Origin of the sequence: Micromonospora sp. NPDC048986, assembly GCF_040649335.1 — a bacterium.
Taxonomy (GTDB): domain Bacteria; phylum Actinomycetota; class Actinomycetes; order Mycobacteriales; family Micromonosporaceae; genus Micromonospora; species Micromonospora alfalfae.
This window is the reverse complement of the sequence record NZ_JBEZFJ010000001.1, coordinates 739,150-755,050: the sequence shown is the minus strand read 5'-3', so window position 1 is coordinate 755,050 and position 15,901 is coordinate 739,150. Positions and strand designations below refer to the sequence as shown.

Below are 15,901 nucleotides of genomic sequence, written 5' to 3'. Positions count from 1 at the left end.
GTGCTGAACCTCGCTTCAGGTCAAGCGGGCAGATCCGCGGCGTCGATAAGGCCGGTGATCCGTAGCTCGGCAGCGACTTCGGGCGGGCAGTCCACTGCCACCACCGCGGTGCCCAGCACCTCGGCGCCCCGCGCATCGCAGATGTCGTAGAGGGCGCGTAGTTGCGCGCCGGTACGCACCCAGTCGTCCACCACCAGCACCCGGTCGCCGGGGCCGAGGTGTCGGTCCCGCACGGCGAGGTCCACCCGTCGACCCCGGTAGTCCGGTGGGCTCTGCGCCCAGGTGAGCGGCCCGGCGGGCAGTCGACCGTCGCCGGGCTTGTGGGCGGCCGCGAAGCCGACCCCGAGGGCGGTGGCGGCCAACGGCCCGAGGAGCAGCCCGGTGACGGCCGGCGCGAGCACCACGGTGGGCCGGGCGGCCCGGTACGGCGCCACCAGTGCCGGCCCCAGCTCGGCCAGCACCGCCGGGTCCCGCCACCAACCGGATATGTCGCTGACCAGGTGACTGGTGTCCGGGCCGGGGTCGATCCACTGGAACAGGGCGGCCAGGCGTTCGGTCAGATCGGCGGGCATCCGCTCATCCTGCGGCACGGGCGGCGGGCGCGGTGGCACCCGGGCCACCCGGCCCACCCGGGGTCGGATGATCGGCTACACGTACCCGTGCAAATACGGGCATACCATCATGATCACGTTGACGTCGGAAGTGCTTCTCTCGTTACGGTCCGACCCGGTTTGTTCAGACGACGAAAGGACCGGGCCGGTGGTAGGCAAGCACTCTCGTACCCGCATCTTCTCCTCCCCGGCGGGCATCGTGGCCACCGCGGCGGTCGGCGTCGCCCTCGCCGTCGGAGGCACCGTAGGTGCCGTGCAGTTGGTTTCCGGCTCCGACCAGTCGGGGCAGGTTGCTCTCGACCTCACCCCGACCACCGCCGCCAGCAGCCTCACCCCCAGCTCCCCGGCCGTCACCCCGAGCGCCAGCGCCTCGCCCAGCGTGACCGCCAGCCCGTCGGCGACCCGATCGCAGCAGGCCGCCTCCCGGGGCAGGGAGCGCACCTCGTCGCCGAAGCCGAAGCCGAAGCCGACAGTCAAGAAGACCACCGCCGCGGCGAAGGTCCTGGACAGCGGTTCGTGTGGCGCCTCGTTCTACTCCGACGGGCAGCTCACCGCCAACGGCGAGTCGTTCAACCCGAACGCGCTGACCGCCGCGCACAAGACCCTGCCGTTCAACACCAAGGTCCGGGTGACCAACCCGGCCAACGGCAAGTCGGTGACGGTACGGATCAACGACCGCGGCCCGTTCATCGACGGCCGCTGCCTGGACCTCTCCCGGGCCGCCTTCGCCAGCATCGCCTCGGTCGACGTGGGTGCGCTCACCGTCCGCTACGAGGTCCTCGGCTGAGCGGGACCGGCGACACCGATTCGGCCGGCCGACTGGGCCGGCCGGACAGAACCTCCTCGGACGACGGGTCAGGTTCATTCACCGGTTCACGTGGATCAGGCAAACTGTCAGTCGTATCCACGCGACTCCTCCAGTCGGGCCGTCGCCCGCTGAGCCCCGGATCCCGCGCCGGCCTCGGCGCGGCCCTCGCTCTGCTCGCGATCGTGTCGGCGGTGGAGGCGGCGGACGGCCGCAAGGTGCACTACGTCGCGCTCCTGGCGGCCGCGCCGGTTCTCGCCGCCGCCCTGGCGTCCTGGCTGGTGGTCCTGGGGGTGGGCGTCGCGGCGACGGTGATCGGCGCCGGCTTCGCGCTGGTAGCGCCGAAGGTCTCGTTGGTCACCTCGGTCAACGTTGTCGCGGTCGCGCTGACCACCGGAATGGCGGTGGCGGTGGCGTGGGTCCGGCAGCGGCAGGCCGAGCGGATCGTCGAGCTGACCAAGCTCGCCGCGGTGGCCCAGCAGGCGGTGTTGCGCCCGCTCGGGCCGCAGGTCGGCACGCTCTCGGTAGCGGGACGCTACATCTCCTCCACAGCGACGGCGGAGATCGGCGGTGACCTGTACGAGGCGATCGACACGCCCTACGGCGTCCGCATGATCATCGGTGACGTGCGGGGCAAGGGTCTGGACGCGGTCCGGCTGGCCAGCATCGTCCTCGGTTCCTACCGGCACGTGGCGTACGAGCGGGCCGACCTGCGGGCCGTCGTCGCCGACCTGGACCGCGCTGTGGCCCGCAACGTCGGCGACGAGGACTTCGTCACGGCGGCACTGGTCGAGGAGCGTGGTGGCACCCTGACGATCGTCAACTGCGGGCACCCGCCACCGCTGCTGCTACGCCGGGGGGCGGTGATCCCGCTGGAACCGCCGGCCCCGGCGCCTCCGCTCGGGTTCATGCCGGTGGTCCGCCCCCGGGTCGAACGCCTGGAGCCCGGGGACCGGCTGCTGCTGTTCACCGACGGTCTCGGCGAGGCGCGGCGGGACGGCGAGTTCTTCCCGACCGCCGACCGGGCCTGGCGACTGCTGGGCCATGGCACTGTCGCCGACGGGCTGGCATCGCTGGAGACCGCGCTGGTCGAGTGGGTGCACGGTCGACTCGACGACGACATCGCGCTGGTCCTGATGGAGTATGTGGGTGCCCGCACCGGCGCTGCCGTCGCCGTCCCGAGCTGGGAGGTCGGCGCCGCCGAGAGCTGAGCCGGCCGCCTGGTCCGCGAGTGTGTAATCGCCGTCACTTGGGTGATCGGCTTGTCGCTGCCTACCCGCGAGTAATACAGTCGGGGTTACTGATCGGTAACACCTGTCCGGAAGCGGGGCCAGCGAGCATGACCCACTACAAGAGCAACCTCCGGGATCTCGAGTTCAACCTGTTCGAGGTCTTCGGGGCGGACCGGGCGTTCGGCCAGGAGCCGTACTCGGATCTCGACACCGACACCGCCCGCAGCTTCCTCGCTGAGGTCGACCGCCTCGCCCGCGAGGATCTGGCCGCCAGCTACACGGACAGTGACCGCAATCCGCCGGTCTTCGACCCGGCGACGCACACCGCGCCGCTGCCGGAGTCGTTCAAGAAGTCCTACCAGGCGTTCATGGACTCCGAGTTCTGGCGCCTTGACCTGCCGCCGGCGCTGGGCGGCACCAACGCGCCGCGCGCCCTCTGGTGGGCGCTCGCCGAGCTGGTGCTCGGTTCGAACGCGCCGGTCTGGATGTACGCCTCCGGCCCGTCCTTCGCGCACGTGCTGCACGTCGAGGGCAACGAGCGGCAGAAGAAGTGGGCCAAGCTCTTCATCGACAAGCAGTGGGGCTCCACGATGGTGCTCACCGAGCCGGATGCCGGCTCGGACGTGGGCGCGGGGCGCACCCGGGCCGTCCAGCAGCCCGACGGCACCTGGCACATCGAGGGTGTGAAGCGCTTCATCACCTCGGGTGAGCACGACCTGAGCGACAACATCGTGCACTACGTGCTGGCGCGCCCGGTCGGCGTGGAGGGTGTCGGCGGCCCCGGCACCAAGGGCCTGTCGCTCTTCGTGGTGCCGAAGTTCCACTTCGACGAGACCACCGGCGAGCTGGGCGAGCGCAACGGCGTCTACGCCACCAACGTCGAGCACAAGATGGGCCTGAAGGTCTCCAACACCTGCGAGGTGACCTTCGGCGAGCACGGCGTACCGGCCAAGGGTTGGCTGCTGGGCGACAAGCACGACGGCATCCGGCAGATGTTCATGATCATTGAGTACGCCCGGATGATGGTCGGCACCAAGGCCATCGCCACCCTCTCCACCGGCTACCTCAACGCCCTCGAGTACGCGAAGAACCGGGTGCAGGGCGCCGACCTGATCCAGCAGGCGGACAAGACCGCCCCACGGGTCACCATCACCCACCACCCGGACGTCCGCCGTTCGCTGCTGCTGCAGAAGTCGTACGCCGAGGGTCTTCGTGCCCTTGTCCTCTACACCGCCACCTGGCAGGACGCCGTCGCCGTCGCCGAGGCCGCCGGCGACGAGAAGGCCACCAAGCTGGCCAAGCGGGTCAACGACCTGCTGCTGCCGCTGGTCAAGGGCGTCGGTTCGGAGCGGGCGTACGAGCTGCTCGGGCACGAGGCGCTGCAGACCTTCGGCGGCTCCGGGTTCCTCCAGGACTACCCGCTGGAGCAGTACGTCCGCGACGCCAAGATCGACACCCTGTACGAGGGCACCACCGCCATCCAGAGCCTCGACCTGATCTTCCGCAAGATCGTGCGGGACAACGGCAAGGCGCTGCTCGCGGTCTCCGGCGAGATCCAGGAGTTCATCTCCTCCGAGGCGGGCAACGGCCAGCTCAAGGAGGAACGGCAGGCGCTCGGCAAGGCGCTGGCCGAGATCCAGAACATCCTCGGTGTGCTGACCGGCTGGCTCGGCGAGGCGCAGGGCGGCGACACCCGAGCGCTCTACAAGGTCGGGCTGAGCAGCCGGCGGTTCCTGCTGGCGATCGGCGACCTGGTGGTCGGCTGGCTGCTCCAGCGGCAGGCCGAGGTGGCGCTGAAGGCGCTGGCCGGCGAGGTCTCCGCCAGCGACAAGGCGTTCTACACCGGCAAGGTGGCCGCTGCCCGCTTCTTCGCCCGTGAGGTGCTGCCCCGCATCGGCGCCGACCGGCGGATCATCGAGGGCGCCGACCTCGACATCATGGACCTCCCGGAGGAGGCCTTCTGAGCAGGAACGTGTGACGATGCCGGGTCGCACCACCCGGCACCGCGCGACGGCCGGCGGGGCTTCTGCCCCGCCGGCCGTCGCCGTCTCCGCCTGACGGCGGCACGTATTGGCCGAGCCCGCTCGGGTATGCCGCTGCCGTGGCGGGTAACCGTCGCGTGACCTCGAAAGGGAACGCCCAGAGCCACCGCACGGGGGAGTGCAGCGCACATGGGTGTAGGAAGCGGTATTTTTCTCATCGCGATCGGCGCGATCCTGACCTTCGCGCTGAGAGCCAACGTCTGGTGGATCGACGTACGCGCTGTCGGCTGGGTGTTCATCCTGGCCGGGCTGGCCGTACTGCTGACCACTGTCTGGTTCTGGCAGGACCGGCGCAAGCGGGCTCGAACCCTCATCGTGGAGGAGAACCGGCTGTCTCATCCGACGGCGATGATGCCGCCACCGCCGGACCCGCCGCCACCGACAGCGCCGCCGTCCTGATCCCCGCGCACCGCGTACCCCTGGGCCACCCGTCTGATCGGCGGGTGGCTCAGTCGCGTGCGGTGTGCCGAGCCGTCAGCGGCGCTCCCGCCCTGCTCAACTCCGCCCAGCCGGGCGGGCAGCGGTGCACCGCCAGCTCGGCGGTGCGCAGACCCTCGTCGCCCACTCCCTCGGGATCGAGGAACGCGGAGAGCAGGGAGATGCCCGGATTGTGGGCAATGAGCAACGCCGTGCGGGCCGCCGGATCCACAGTGCGGACCAGCGACAACAACTCCTCGGGGTGCGCGTCGTACGCACCCGACTCATAACGGACGGTCGGGCGAGGACCGGTCGGGCCACCCTCCGGCGGTGAACCGGTCATCCCCATCGCCACCCCGTGCCAGGTCTGCCGGGTGCGTCGGGCCGTCGAGCAGATCACCACGTCGGGCAGCAGCCCCTGGTGCGCCAACCACGCCCCAGCCGCAGCCGCGTCGGCGTTTCCGCGTGCGCTCAGCGGCCGTTCCGCGTCGTCCGACGCGTCGCTGCCCTGCTCGGCCTTCGCGTGCCGCAGCAACACCAGAGTCCGTGTGTCGGGGTCGGCGTCCGTCATGCCCCCAGCTTGCCCGATTGGCGATCTCCGTGCCTGGGTAAGTCGATGGATGCCGCACCCCTACCGACGGCCGCGGCGCGACGTACGCCAGGTTAGAGCCGAGGAGCGAGACATGGGCATTGGTGGCAGCATCTTCTTGATCGCGCTAGGCGCGATCTTCGCGTTCGCAGTGGAAGCCGACCTGGGCTGGCTGGACCTGTCAGTCGTCGGCTGGGTGCTGATGCTCGCCGGCGTCGCCGGCCTGCTCGCCACCCTCTACTTCTGGAGCAACCGCCGCCGCGCGGTGGTCGCCGCGCCGGTGCGCGAGGAGCGCGTGGTGGCCGACCGGGTCGTTCCGGTCCAGAACGACCAGGTCGTGCAGGAGTACCGCGAGGTGCGTCGGCCGGGCCGACCGATCTGATCCTCGCCCACACACTCCGGGGTCCCGCAGCGTCGCGGGGCCCCGGCTCGCGTCCGGGCCGGACCTCGGTGCTCGCGCCCCCTCGCGGATCTTGAGGTGTGTGCCCGATCCCGGGGAGCAGCATCCCGATGATCGTCCTCGATCCAGGAAACAGGGCTCTCGGGCGCGAACGAAACCACCACATCCTGGATCGAGCACGATCGTGCAGCGTCGGCATGGACGGGTGTGGCCGCGCCCGTGCGCCAGGGCCGGCTGGGTCAGGCGAACAGCGCGAAGTAGATCGCGATGTGGTGACAGAGCGCCGCCAGCAGCGTGCAGGCGTGGAAGAACTCGTGGTGGCCGAAGACGGTCGGCCACGGATTGGGTCGGCGCAACGCGTAGAAGACCGCGCCGACGCTGTAGATCGCGCCACCGACGACAAGCAGCACCAACGCGGCGACGCCGCCCCCGTGCAGGATCTCCGGCAGCATGGCCACCGCCACCCAGCCCAGCGCCAGGTAGAGCGGCGCGGACACCCAGCGCGGCGCGTGCGGCCAGACCACCTTGACCGCCACGCCGGCCAGCGCGCCGCCCCAGACCAGGGCCAGCATCACGGTGGCCGGCCGGGGCGCGAGCAGCATCGCGCAGAGCGGTGTGTACGTGCCGGCGATGAACACGAAGATCATGCAGTGGTCCATCCGGCGCATCACCTGGTAGCCGCGCTCTGACCACACCCGACGGTGGTACAGCGCGCTCGTGCCGAACAGCCCGCAGACCGTCAGGCTGTAGATGAGGCAGCTCACCAGGGGTGCCCACCCCGGCCGGGTGGCGGCGATCGCGCAGAGCACGATGCCGCAGACCACTGCGACGAAGAAGGCGTACGTGTGTAGCCAGCCGCGCATCCGGGGCTTACCGATGTCGACCGGCTTCAGGCGAAGCGGGGCGGAGGTGGTCACCCAGTCAGGTTACGGCACCGTAGGTTACTTGTAAGTAGTGGCGTTGGTGACACCCGGCACCGTCAACGTGAACACCGGATCGGCACGACATCGGCGAGGATGAACGGATGCGGATCCGACCCGTCGGGGCGCACGCCCTGCTACTCGACTGCACCGCCCCCACCGACACCCCCGAGGCCGTGGCCGACGTCCCGGAGGCCGCGTTCGTCGAAGCGTGGCGGGCCGAACTGTGGCGGCGTCGGGAGCGGGGCGACCTGATCGCCGTGGAGATCGTGCCAGCGGCCCGGACCGTGCTGCTCGACGGCCTGCCCGACCCGACCACAACGGCCGAGCAGCTGACCCGATGGGCGTCCGCCGTCACCGCCACGACCATCCGCTCCAACCAGGCCGACGCCCACGCCGCAGCCACTGCCGAAGACGGAGCCGACGACGCGGCGGAGGTGTTGGTGCCTGTCACCTTCGACGGGCCGGACCTGCCGGCCGTGGCGGAACACTGGGGCATGGACGCGCCGGCAGTGCGACACCGGTTGACCAACACCCGGTTCCGGGTCGCCTTCTGCGGATTCGCCCCCGGATTCCCCTACCTGACCGGGCTGCCCGCCGAGTTGGCGCTGCCCCGGCTGGCCACGCCCCGTCCCCGGGTGCCGGCCGGCTCGGTCGCGTTGGCCGGCCCGTACGCCGGCATCTACCCGGGCGCTTCCCCGGGCGGCTGGCTGCTGGTCGGTCGGACCGACCTGGTGCTGTTCGACGTGGCAGCCGACCCGCCGACCCGACTCGGGCCGGGCACCACGGTGCGGATGGTGGCGGCGTGACCCAACCGGCCGCCATCGAGGTGCTCCGCGCCGGTGCGCTCACCACAGTGCAGGACCTGGGCCGTCCCGGCTGGGCGCACCTTGGGGTGCCCCGGTCCGGCGCCCTCGACCCGGCTGCCCTGCGGTTGGCCAACCGGCTGGTCGGCAACCCGGAGCACGCGGCCGGCCTGGAGATCACCCTGACCGGCTGCACAGTGCGGCTGACCCGGGCCGCCACGGTGGCGATCACCGGCGCCGATGTCCCCGTCCACGCGGGTGTCCGGCCCGGTGACACCGGACGCCCGCTCAGCCTGCCGGCCGCAACGGTGCTGCGGATCGGTCCTGCCCGGCGGGGCGTACGGAGTTGGCTGGCGGTGGCCGGCGGCATCGAGGTGTCACCGGTGCTCGGTAGCCGGGCCACCGACACCCTCTCCGGGCTCGGCCCACCTCCGTTGCGGGACGGCGACCTGCTGCCGGTCGGTGATCAGGTCGGCAACCCCGCGCCGGTGGACCTGACCGTGTGCCCCGCGCCGCCCGAAGAGCTGCATCTGACGCTGGCCCCCGGTCCTCGCGACGACTGGTTCACGCCGACAGCGTTCGACAGGCTCTTCGGCAGCGCGTACACCATCAGCCCGGTGAGCAACCGGGTCGGCGCGCGGCTCGCCGGCGCGGCGCTGCCCCGCGCGGTCGCCGGCGAACTCCCCAGCGAGGGCATCGTGCTCGGCGCGGTGCAGGTGCCGGCGGACGGGCAACCCCTCGTCTTCCTCGCGGACCACCCGACCACCGGCGGATACCCAGTCATCGGGGTGGTCACCGACGTGACCCCGCTCGCGCAGGCCCGGCCAGGTACTACCGTCAGATTCCATGGACCTCAACGCTGACCTGGGCGAGGGATTCGGCATCTGGCGACTCGGTGACGACGACGCGCTGCTGAGCCTCGTCACCTCCGCCAACGTCGCCTGCGGCTTCCACGGCGGCGACCCGTCCACCATGCGGCGGGTCTGCGAGGGCGCCGCGCGACGCGGGGTCGCGGTGGGCGCGCAGGTCGGCTACCGGGACCTGGCCGGCTTCGGTCGGCGGCACATCGCGTACGACTTCGCCGAGCTACGCGACGAGGTGACCTACCAGTTGGGGGCGCTGGACGCATTCTGCCGGTTGTTCCGCACCCGCGTCCGCTACCTCAAACCGCACGGCGCGCTCTACCACGCGGCCAGCAACGACGAGTCCCAGGCGGCGGCCGTGGTCGCCGCCGTCAGCGGTTACGACGCCGAGTTGCCCGTACTCTGCCTTCCCGGCTCGACGCTCGCCCAACTCGCAGTGGGCGCGGGCCTGCCGGTGGTTGCCGAGGCGTTCGCCGACCGCGCCTACCTGCCCAACGGGGCGCTGGTGCCGCGCGGCACCCCCGGCGCGGTGATCACCGACCCCGAGCAGGTCGCCGAGCGGGCGGCGCGGATGGCCACCGAACGCAGCGTGGTGGCGGTCGACGGCACCGTCATCCCCTGCTCGGTCGACTCGATCTGCGTGCACGGCGACACCCCGGGCGCGGTCTCCGCCGCCGAACTCGTCCGCGCCACCCTGCTCGACGCCGACATCACACTGGCCCCCTTCGCCTGATCGGAAGGGCCCAGCGGGCCCCTCCGACCGGGTCAGGCGTCCAGGCCGCGAAGCACCAGCGGCAGGCGGGTCACCGCGCCGTCGACCACCCGGACCGGTACTCCCCAGTCCTGCCGGGTCAGGTGGCACGCCGCGTGCTCGACATCCGCGTCACAGGTCGCCGCCTGCGCTGTCACCTGGAGCACCCCCGCGGTGACCTCGCCGTTGAGCACCAGCCGGCGGGACAACTCGGTGCCCGCGCCGGCACCGTTTACCAGCAGCTCCGGCGGGGACGCGGAGACCACCAGCCGGGTCGACGGCCCGTACGTCTCGTCCAGCTTCTGCCCCGGCGCCGGGGTGAAGACGATGTCCAGGGTGACCTCGCCCGCGGCGACGTCGGTCGGCTTGCGCTCGGTGCGGTGCCGAGGCCCGTCCACAGTGCTGGCACCCGCCGCCGACAGGGCACCGGGGGCGAGCCGGGTCAACCGGTGCGCGGCGGACTCCACCACCAGCACCTCACCGGACGGGGTGAGCACCAGGTCGCTCGGCTCCGCCAACCCGTCGGCGACGGTGGAGACCTGGTTGCTGGCCGGGTCGAAGCGGCGCACCGCGCCGTTGTACGTGTCCGCGATCAGCACCGAGCCGTCCGGCAGCGCGCACACCCCCAGCGGATGCTGGAGCAGCGCCGACTCCGCCGGACCGTCCACGTGCCCGAAGTCGAACAGGCCCTGCCCGACGGCTGTGCTCAGCACACCGTTCTCGACGTACCGGACGGAACTGGTCTCGCTGTCGGCCACCCAGAGCCGGGTGCCGTCGGCGGAGGTCGAGAGCCCCGACGGCTGAGCCATCCACGCCTCGGCCAGCGGACCGTCGCGCAACGCCTCCACAGTCGTGCCGGCGTACATGCCGGCGGTCCGCTTGATCGGGTCGAACCACCAGAGCTGGTGGATGCCGGCCATCGCGATGATCAGCTTGTCGTCGTACCAGGCCAGGTCCCACGGCGAGGACAGGTCGACGGCGAACGCGTCGTGAGCGTGGTCGTCGACCTCGGCGCGCCACTGCCGCCCACTGCCGGCCACAGTGACCACCTCGCCGGACTCCAGCCGTACGCCGCGCAGCAGGTGGTTGACAGTGTCGGCGACCACCAGGTCGTAGCCGGCCACCTCGGCGACGTGCGTGGGCAGCAGACACACCCCCTGCGGCTCGGAGAACGTCGCCGCGGCGGCCGGCCCGTCCGCCCGGCCGCGCTCGCCCGAGCCGATCCGACGCACCGGCGTCTCGCCGTCCGGGTCGATCTCGACCAGTGAGTGTCGGGCCGAGTCCGAGACCAGCAGGTTGCCGTTGGGCAGCTGCACCGCCTTACCCGGGAAGCGCAGCGCGGTCTCCGGCGCCGGCGGCGGGACGTACGGGCCGTTCCCCCGGTGCAGGGTGCCCTTGGCCTCGTGAGTGGCGATCAACTCGTCGATCAGTCGGGCCAGCCCCTCGGCATGCCCCTCGCCGGCCATGGTGGCCACCACGTAACCCTCGGGGTCGATCACCGACAGGGTCGGCCAGGCCCGGGCCGCGTACTGCTGCCACATGTCCAGCTCAGGATCGTCGAGTACCGGGTGGTGCACCCCGTACCGCTCCACCGCGGCGGCGAGCGCGTCGGCGTCCTTCTCGTGCTCGAACTTCGGCGAGTGCACGCCGATCACGACGAGCACGTCGCCGTACTTCTCCTCCAGCGGGCGCAGCTCGTCGAGCACGTGCAGGCAGTTGATACAGCAGAACGTCCAGAAATCTAAGATGACGCAACGACCTCGAAGATCCTGCAAGGTCAGGTTTTGTCCACCTGTGTTGAGCCACTGCCGGCCCCGTAGTTCGGGCGCACGTACACGCGCTGTCGTTCCCATGTCGTCAGCCTGCCACGCCGCATCGGGTCGGCCGTCCTGACCCGGATGACAAGCGGTCGAGGCTTTCTAGCCCGCGCCGCCTTCGTTGCGCTCCCGCCGCTTGGCGGCGTACTCGCGGACCTCGATCGCGTCCCAGATTCGGCCGACGGTCAACGTCTCCATCGGGGCCGGGAAGTCTGGGCGATCAACCAGGATCGCGGCGCGTTGGCGGGAGACGCCGAGGTAGTCGGCGACCTCCGCGAGGGCCATTACGCGCACGGTCGGACCATCCGGTGACACGGGTAGGCAACTTGTCACCGAGGGGGTTGACGACCTCCAACGGGTCAGCCAAAGTCGAGCGTATGCGCCTACGCCGAGCAACGGAGCCGATACCGTCTGATCTCGTTCACCGCCGCCAGCGGTGGTCCCGCGCGTGTGTCTGCGGCTTGCGCTGGCGGGATTGCCCAGACCGCCGCCGGACCCCGCCGCCAGCCGAACCGCCACCCCCGCGCCCGGCCTGGGCGAGCGCGCCGACCGACGCCTACCCGCAGCCTGGCCGCGCGCTTTGGCTGACGCGGGGCCAGGCATTCCGGGCCAACGCTGGGCGGCACTCGTGACCGGGCACCGGCCGCAGCGCCCCGCGTGGGATTGCGAGGCGTGTAAGCAGCCATACCCATGCCCGGACGCCCGGACGGCGCTCGCGGCCGGGGACCCCTGGACGGCGGCGACCTACCTCGCGGGCCAGTTCGTGACCGCCGTGAACGACCTTCCGACGGTGCCGGTGGTCGACCTGTACGCGCGGTTCCTGCTGTCGGTGCCCCTGCGGGGGTCCAACTCGTCCCGAAGGGACCACAGTTAGCCCTCGCGTCGTCCTCCACCAGGCACGGCAGAGCCCGGCTTGCATCCCATCGATACGCTCGTTTGTGGGGTAGGAACCTCCTCCCGCCGTAGCCCCAGGCGGCGGACCGGAAGCTAGCGCCGGTCCGGGTTCGTCAAATCCCTTGATGGGAGGCGGCGGCCCGAGAGGAATCCGAAATGCGCTCCATGCGCAAACCGAGAGTGCGGCGACGGGAAAGGGCAGGTCAAGATCAGGCACTACGAAGAGTCGACGGGGTCGGACGAGTCATCGAGACTGCGTTGAAGATCGCGTACCTGGTTCTGCTCATAGCCGGTCACTGGTACTGACGGTTCGGTCGAGGACCCCAGGCGGTTCCTCTACCCGTGACGGGGGCTCCACTGTCCGACGGGAGCCCCCGTCACCTAAAGGGCAGGCTCAGACTGGTCCGGGTGCCATGCGCAGGGCGGGGCGCTTCGCGTTAGGTTGCGCAGGCAGCGCACAATCACACGGTGCGTCTCAACCGGCCTAGTCGTCGATCTCTCTGGGTAAGCATCCCGACCATCGCAGGCATTGGAACGCTGCTTGGTGCCTTTGCGCTGACGTCAGACGGTGCTGGCGACTGGACGGCCGGCGTGCTGGTCAACGTCGGCGCGTCCGTGATACTGATCGTGCCTGTGTATCTGCTCTCCAAGCGTCTAGACGAGCGTATCGAGCAGGTGGGATCGGAGACGCAGTCGAGCGTCCAGGCGTTGACTGATCGCGTCGAGACATTTGAGCAGGACGTGGAGCGGCGTATCGACGACGTCGCTGCCTCGGTGTCCGCCCGACTTCTACAAGAGAGCCAAGCCGACGCTGCGGCATTCGAAGCTCTTGGGAGTATGCCGTCACGGGATGCAGTCCTGCGAGCACTCCGACGCGCTAACGGGCTTAATCTGATCTCTCAGCGACGCGGGCCGCGCGTCTGTGTGTCTGAAGAATGGAGGCTCTTCGTTCAAATCAGTTACGACGAAGAGCCCGATTACTTTCGGGGTGAGGAGGACGTCACCTTCACCGTAGAGAGTTACGACGGCACGGCCGTGGAGATCGTCCCTTGGGGCGAGAGTGACGACGTGGAAACCGTCCTAGTCAAGCTGGGTCGTATTCTCCAGAAGAGCACGGCAAGTCACCAGCTAGACGTTAAGGCCCTCTTCGAAGAGTTGAGCGAGGCGCTAGCTGTGGCCCAAACTGACCCTGACCGTCGGCCCATCTGGCAATTGTGCCCTCCGCAGTGGGCGGTGACTGCGCACGGAATTACCACCTACGGTAGCGCGCCGCACTATGTAGCATCTGTGGATGCGTTGGAAATGAATAGCCACCTCGCGACTCATATAGCTGAGAAGACCTGGGTGGACGAAGATTCATTAGATGAGGCGGTTGGAGTAGCCCTGGCACTGAACAAGGCGCAGCGCTTAGGGCGGCACTTCTGAGTTAGAGTCGGCTCGACAGCGTGAGCGGTTAAGTCAGAGCAACGACCTCTCTGCCCGTACAAAGCCAGGGACGCTATGCCGCTTCGGTGAGGGGGGCGAGGCCGAGGGGGGCACCCCCCAGGGCCACTCAGCGTGACAACACTCAGAGTGAGCCAGGATGCGACTCGGGCTTACGCGTGCGCGAAGGTCGCGGTCGTCGTGCCTGTGCCGCCTCGCCTGCTGTCTTACGTGCATGGCAATAGGTGCATAGGGTCTGAAGGTTGGATACGTCGTGGTTGTCCCCCGCGCTCGACGTGGTCCACTTCGCTACCGGGTGCGCCGCAGCGCTCCCCAGTGCTGAAGACCATGCGGCACCTGTAGCCATCCCGCCGCAGCACGCGCACGCGGCGCAGTGCCCAGTCATGCGGTAGGCGGGACCGGCGGTCTGACCCCTCCCAGGTCATCAGACCCCCATCGGTAGAAAGCAAACGCCGGGTCGCTCGCTGCCCCCAGCCCGTCCCGCTCGATCAGGCCGTGGCCGCGATGCGCCGGGCAACCTCGCGCGGGTCGTAGACGTCCCCGGCGTCGTTCGCCGCGCGGCCCGGGGTGAGCCGGGGCTTCGGTAGCTCGGGAAGCGCCGGGACCGCCTGAGCGGCGCTGCCGAAGTCGGCCGCGACCTTCGCGGCGCTCGCCTCGATCTCCTCGGCGTTGTCCCCGGTGATGTAGCCGGCCAGGCTCGCCGGGACACCGTGCTTGGTGATGGCGGCGCTACGGGCGTCTGCCAAGTCGCGAGAGGCTACGACCTTTTCAAGCTCGGCGGCACGCTCTCGCTCGGCGGTGAGGGCGCTCTTCGCCTCGGCCAAGTCTCGGCGCAGCGCGGCGACCAGGCGGCCGGCACGCTCTGGGTCAAACTCGCCGCTCCACTCGGCGGCGGGCTGGTCGGCGGTCTCGGCGGCGGGGGCGGTCTCAGGCATCGGCGTTCTCCATGTCGTGACGGGTGGATACGTGGTGCCACGCCTCGATTTGCTCGGGCGTGCCGTGCTCTCGCAGGAAGGTGTATAGCCGGTCGTACTCGCGCTGACCGGCTAGTCGGCGGCGCTCTTCGCTTGCGCGGGCGCGGTGACTGTCCGAGCAGAATCGGCGGTGGGGCCGTGATCCCTCGGGTAGCTGGCCGTCGCAGTGTTCGCAGTAGGTGACCACGGGGCCCCTCCTTCGTACGTGCGGTTTATGGGTAAAAGGAGGCCCGCTCGGACGCCGGTAGCGGAGGCAGCTACTGGCGTCCGAGCGGTGTCGGTCAGGCGGCGGTGAGCACCCGCACGGCCCCGGCGTTCGCGGTCAGGGTCACGGCCCCGGTCGTCTCGTTGACGATCGCCAGCGGCATCGCCTTCGCGCCAACGAACGTCGCCAGTAGCGACCGGTCGGCGGCCTGGGTCGAGAGATAGTCCGCGATCCAGCGCAGCGCGAAGCCGTTCTCAGCGAAGCTGCGGCCGGTCCTTGCTCCCTGGGGCATGACCGGCGCACGGACCGCGAGAGTGAACGCGTTCGGCACGAAAGCGATCACCTCGTCGGCCGCGAGCCGATTCGACTCGTAGACCGAGATGCCGCGAACCCGGCCCATCGCCTTACCGGCCTCGGCGGTCGCGGAACCGTCGGCGTCCCAGGTGCCCGCAGGGCCGTCAAGGAGGGCAGCGGCGACGTCGGTGCCGACAACGGCGCGGATCGGCATAGACGCCGGAACGCCCGCGTTCCGAAGTGTGGTCCGGATCTTCGTGAACATCTTCGCCGGGGCGGTGGCGTCCAGGTTGATACCGACGGTGTCCGGGGTCGCCTGCATCGCGGCGAGAATGGTGCGCTCGCAGTACGAGACGATCGCGGTCGTCTGAGGGAGAAGAACCTGATGCCCGAAGTCTTCGAGGTTTAGGCTCATGTCCGACTCGGACATAAGGACCGAGGAATAGGCCAGGGTGTTAAGCGTGACGGGAATCGACTGTTCGGCGATCTCATCGTCCACGAGCGCGGTCGTCTTGTCCGACCCGGCGCGGGTCCGGGCGGGAAGCGCACCCGGCACCCGAACGCGGATGGTCTCGCCCGTACCGCCGCCGAACTCGGCCGCGTAATCGCGGTGGACCAGCTCGCCGAGGACGAGATCCTTCTTCACCAACTCAACCGCGAGAGCCGCGATGTGGTCGGCGTTGAGAAAAGCGTTAGCCATGAAAGTTCGCTTTCAGGTTGAGGTAAAGGGGGTCGCCCAACCTGTGACCGGCCGATCGGTCGGCGCTCTGCGCCGCGTAGGAGGGTCGAAAGGGCGTAGGGGGTGCTCGGTACCGGGCGCTGCCTCGGCGGTGAGGAA

At 70.0% G+C, this 15,901-nt stretch carries 17 protein-coding genes; 9 read left to right on the top strand and 8 right to left on the bottom strand.

From position 1 onward, the window contains the following. Positions 1 to 20 precede the first annotated feature (20 nt). Complete coding sequence (locus tag AB0B94_RS03510; RefSeq protein WP_357267874.1) at positions 21 to 572, bottom strand: phosphoribosyltransferase family protein; 552 nt, start codon at positions 570 to 572, stop codon at positions 21 to 23. 187 nt (positions 573 to 759) lie between these two features. Here AB0B94_RS03510 and AB0B94_RS03505 point away from each other — a divergent pair, with 187 nt between their 5' ends. The 4 genes from AB0B94_RS03505 to AB0B94_RS03490 all read left to right on the top strand — a co-directional run bounded on the left by AB0B94_RS03505 (position 760) and on the right by AB0B94_RS03490 (position 5,089). Continuing rightward, positions 760 to 1,398, top strand: coding sequence for a septal ring lytic transglycosylase RlpA family protein (locus tag AB0B94_RS03505; protein ID WP_238669732.1), 639 nt, complete (start codon positions 760 to 762; stop codon positions 1,396 to 1,398). Between the two features lie 104 nt (positions 1,399 to 1,502). After that, a complete protein-coding gene (locus AB0B94_RS03500; protein WP_357268418.1) occupies positions 1,503 to 2,627 on the top strand; it encodes a PP2C family protein-serine/threonine phosphatase in 1,125 nt (374 codons plus the stop codon). A gap of 128 nt (positions 2,628 to 2,755) precedes the next feature. Beyond that, positions 2,756 to 4,612 (top strand): acyl-CoA dehydrogenase, encoded by a 1,857-nt coding sequence (locus AB0B94_RS03495; protein WP_357267872.1) that lies wholly within the window; start codon positions 2,756 to 2,758, stop codon positions 4,610 to 4,612. 207 nt (positions 4,613 to 4,819) lie between these two features. Next, entirely contained in the window at positions 4,820 to 5,089 is a 270-nt protein-coding gene (locus AB0B94_RS03490) for a DUF6458 family protein (protein WP_030487564.1), read from the top strand. A gap of 49 nt (positions 5,090 to 5,138) precedes the next feature. On the opposite strand, the gene AB0B94_RS03485 is transcribed toward AB0B94_RS03490, so the two are convergent. After that, a complete protein-coding gene (locus AB0B94_RS03485) occupies positions 5,139 to 5,678 on the bottom strand; it encodes a histidine phosphatase family protein (RefSeq protein ID WP_357267869.1) in 540 nt (179 codons plus the stop codon). Between the two features lie 112 nt (positions 5,679 to 5,790). Here AB0B94_RS03485 and AB0B94_RS03480 point away from each other — a divergent pair, with 112 nt between their 5' ends. Beyond that, positions 5,791 to 6,078, top strand: coding sequence for a DUF6458 family protein (locus AB0B94_RS03480; protein WP_357267866.1), 288 nt, complete (start codon positions 5,791 to 5,793; stop codon positions 6,076 to 6,078). Between the two features lie 257 nt (positions 6,079 to 6,335). Here the strand turns inward: AB0B94_RS03480 and AB0B94_RS03475 are convergent, their stop codons facing one another. After that, entirely contained in the window at positions 6,336 to 7,013 is a 678-nt protein-coding gene (locus AB0B94_RS03475) for a hemolysin III family protein (RefSeq protein WP_357267862.1), read from the bottom strand. Between the two features lie 107 nt (positions 7,014 to 7,120). Between AB0B94_RS03475 and AB0B94_RS03470 the strand changes: the two genes are divergently transcribed. From AB0B94_RS03470 to AB0B94_RS03460, 3 genes are read left to right on the top strand one after another with little or no spacing between them, the layout of a single operon-like run. Then, on the top strand, positions 7,121 to 7,825 hold the full coding sequence (locus AB0B94_RS03470; protein WP_357267860.1) for an allophanate hydrolase subunit 1: 705 nt from the start codon (positions 7,121 to 7,123) through the stop codon (positions 7,823 to 7,825). Further along, positions 7,822 to 8,685, top strand: a complete 864-nt coding sequence (locus AB0B94_RS03465; protein WP_357267858.1) for a biotin-dependent carboxyltransferase family protein — start codon at positions 7,822 to 7,824, stop codon at positions 8,683 to 8,685. The genes AB0B94_RS03470 and AB0B94_RS03465 overlap by 4 nt, the downstream gene beginning before the upstream one ends. Then, a complete protein-coding gene (locus AB0B94_RS03460) occupies positions 8,669 to 9,418 on the top strand; it encodes a 5-oxoprolinase subunit PxpA (protein ID WP_357267856.1) in 750 nt (249 codons plus the stop codon). The genes AB0B94_RS03465 and AB0B94_RS03460 overlap by 17 nt, the downstream gene beginning before the upstream one ends. 32 nt (positions 9,419 to 9,450) lie before the next feature. Here AB0B94_RS03460 and AB0B94_RS03455 read toward each other — a convergent pair whose 3' ends face one another. Both AB0B94_RS03455 and AB0B94_RS03450 read right to left on the bottom strand, forming a co-directional pair. Beyond that, entirely contained in the window at positions 9,451 to 11,289 is a 1,839-nt protein-coding gene (locus AB0B94_RS03455) for an NHL domain-containing thioredoxin family protein (RefSeq protein WP_357267854.1), read from the bottom strand. A gap of 66 nt (positions 11,290 to 11,355) precedes the next feature. After that, a complete protein-coding gene (locus AB0B94_RS03450; RefSeq protein WP_357267852.1) occupies positions 11,356 to 11,538 on the bottom strand; it encodes a hypothetical protein in 183 nt (60 codons plus the stop codon). A gap of 1,077 nt (positions 11,539 to 12,615) precedes the next feature. Here AB0B94_RS03450 and AB0B94_RS03445 point away from each other — a divergent pair. Then, positions 12,616 to 13,572: a hypothetical protein gene (locus tag AB0B94_RS03445; protein WP_357267850.1), complete on the top strand. Its 957-nt coding sequence runs from the start codon at positions 12,616 to 12,618 to the stop codon at positions 13,570 to 13,572. 142 nt (positions 13,573 to 13,714) lie between these two features. Here AB0B94_RS03445 and AB0B94_RS03440 read toward each other — a convergent pair whose 3' ends face one another. From AB0B94_RS03440 to AB0B94_RS03430, 3 genes are all read right to left on the bottom strand, one after another. Beyond that, a complete protein-coding gene (locus AB0B94_RS03440; protein ID WP_357267848.1) occupies positions 13,715 to 13,936 on the bottom strand; it encodes an HNH endonuclease signature motif containing protein in 222 nt (73 codons plus the stop codon). Positions 13,937 to 14,078: 142 nt separating this feature from the next. Then, positions 14,079 to 14,525, bottom strand: coding sequence for a hypothetical protein (locus tag AB0B94_RS03435; RefSeq protein WP_357267846.1), 447 nt, complete (start codon positions 14,523 to 14,525; stop codon positions 14,079 to 14,081). 320 nt (positions 14,526 to 14,845) lie between these two features. Then, positions 14,846 to 15,763, bottom strand: coding sequence for a P22 phage major capsid protein family protein (locus AB0B94_RS03430; RefSeq protein ID WP_357267844.1), 918 nt, complete (start codon positions 15,761 to 15,763; stop codon positions 14,846 to 14,848). Positions 15,764 to 15,901 lie beyond the last annotated feature (138 nt).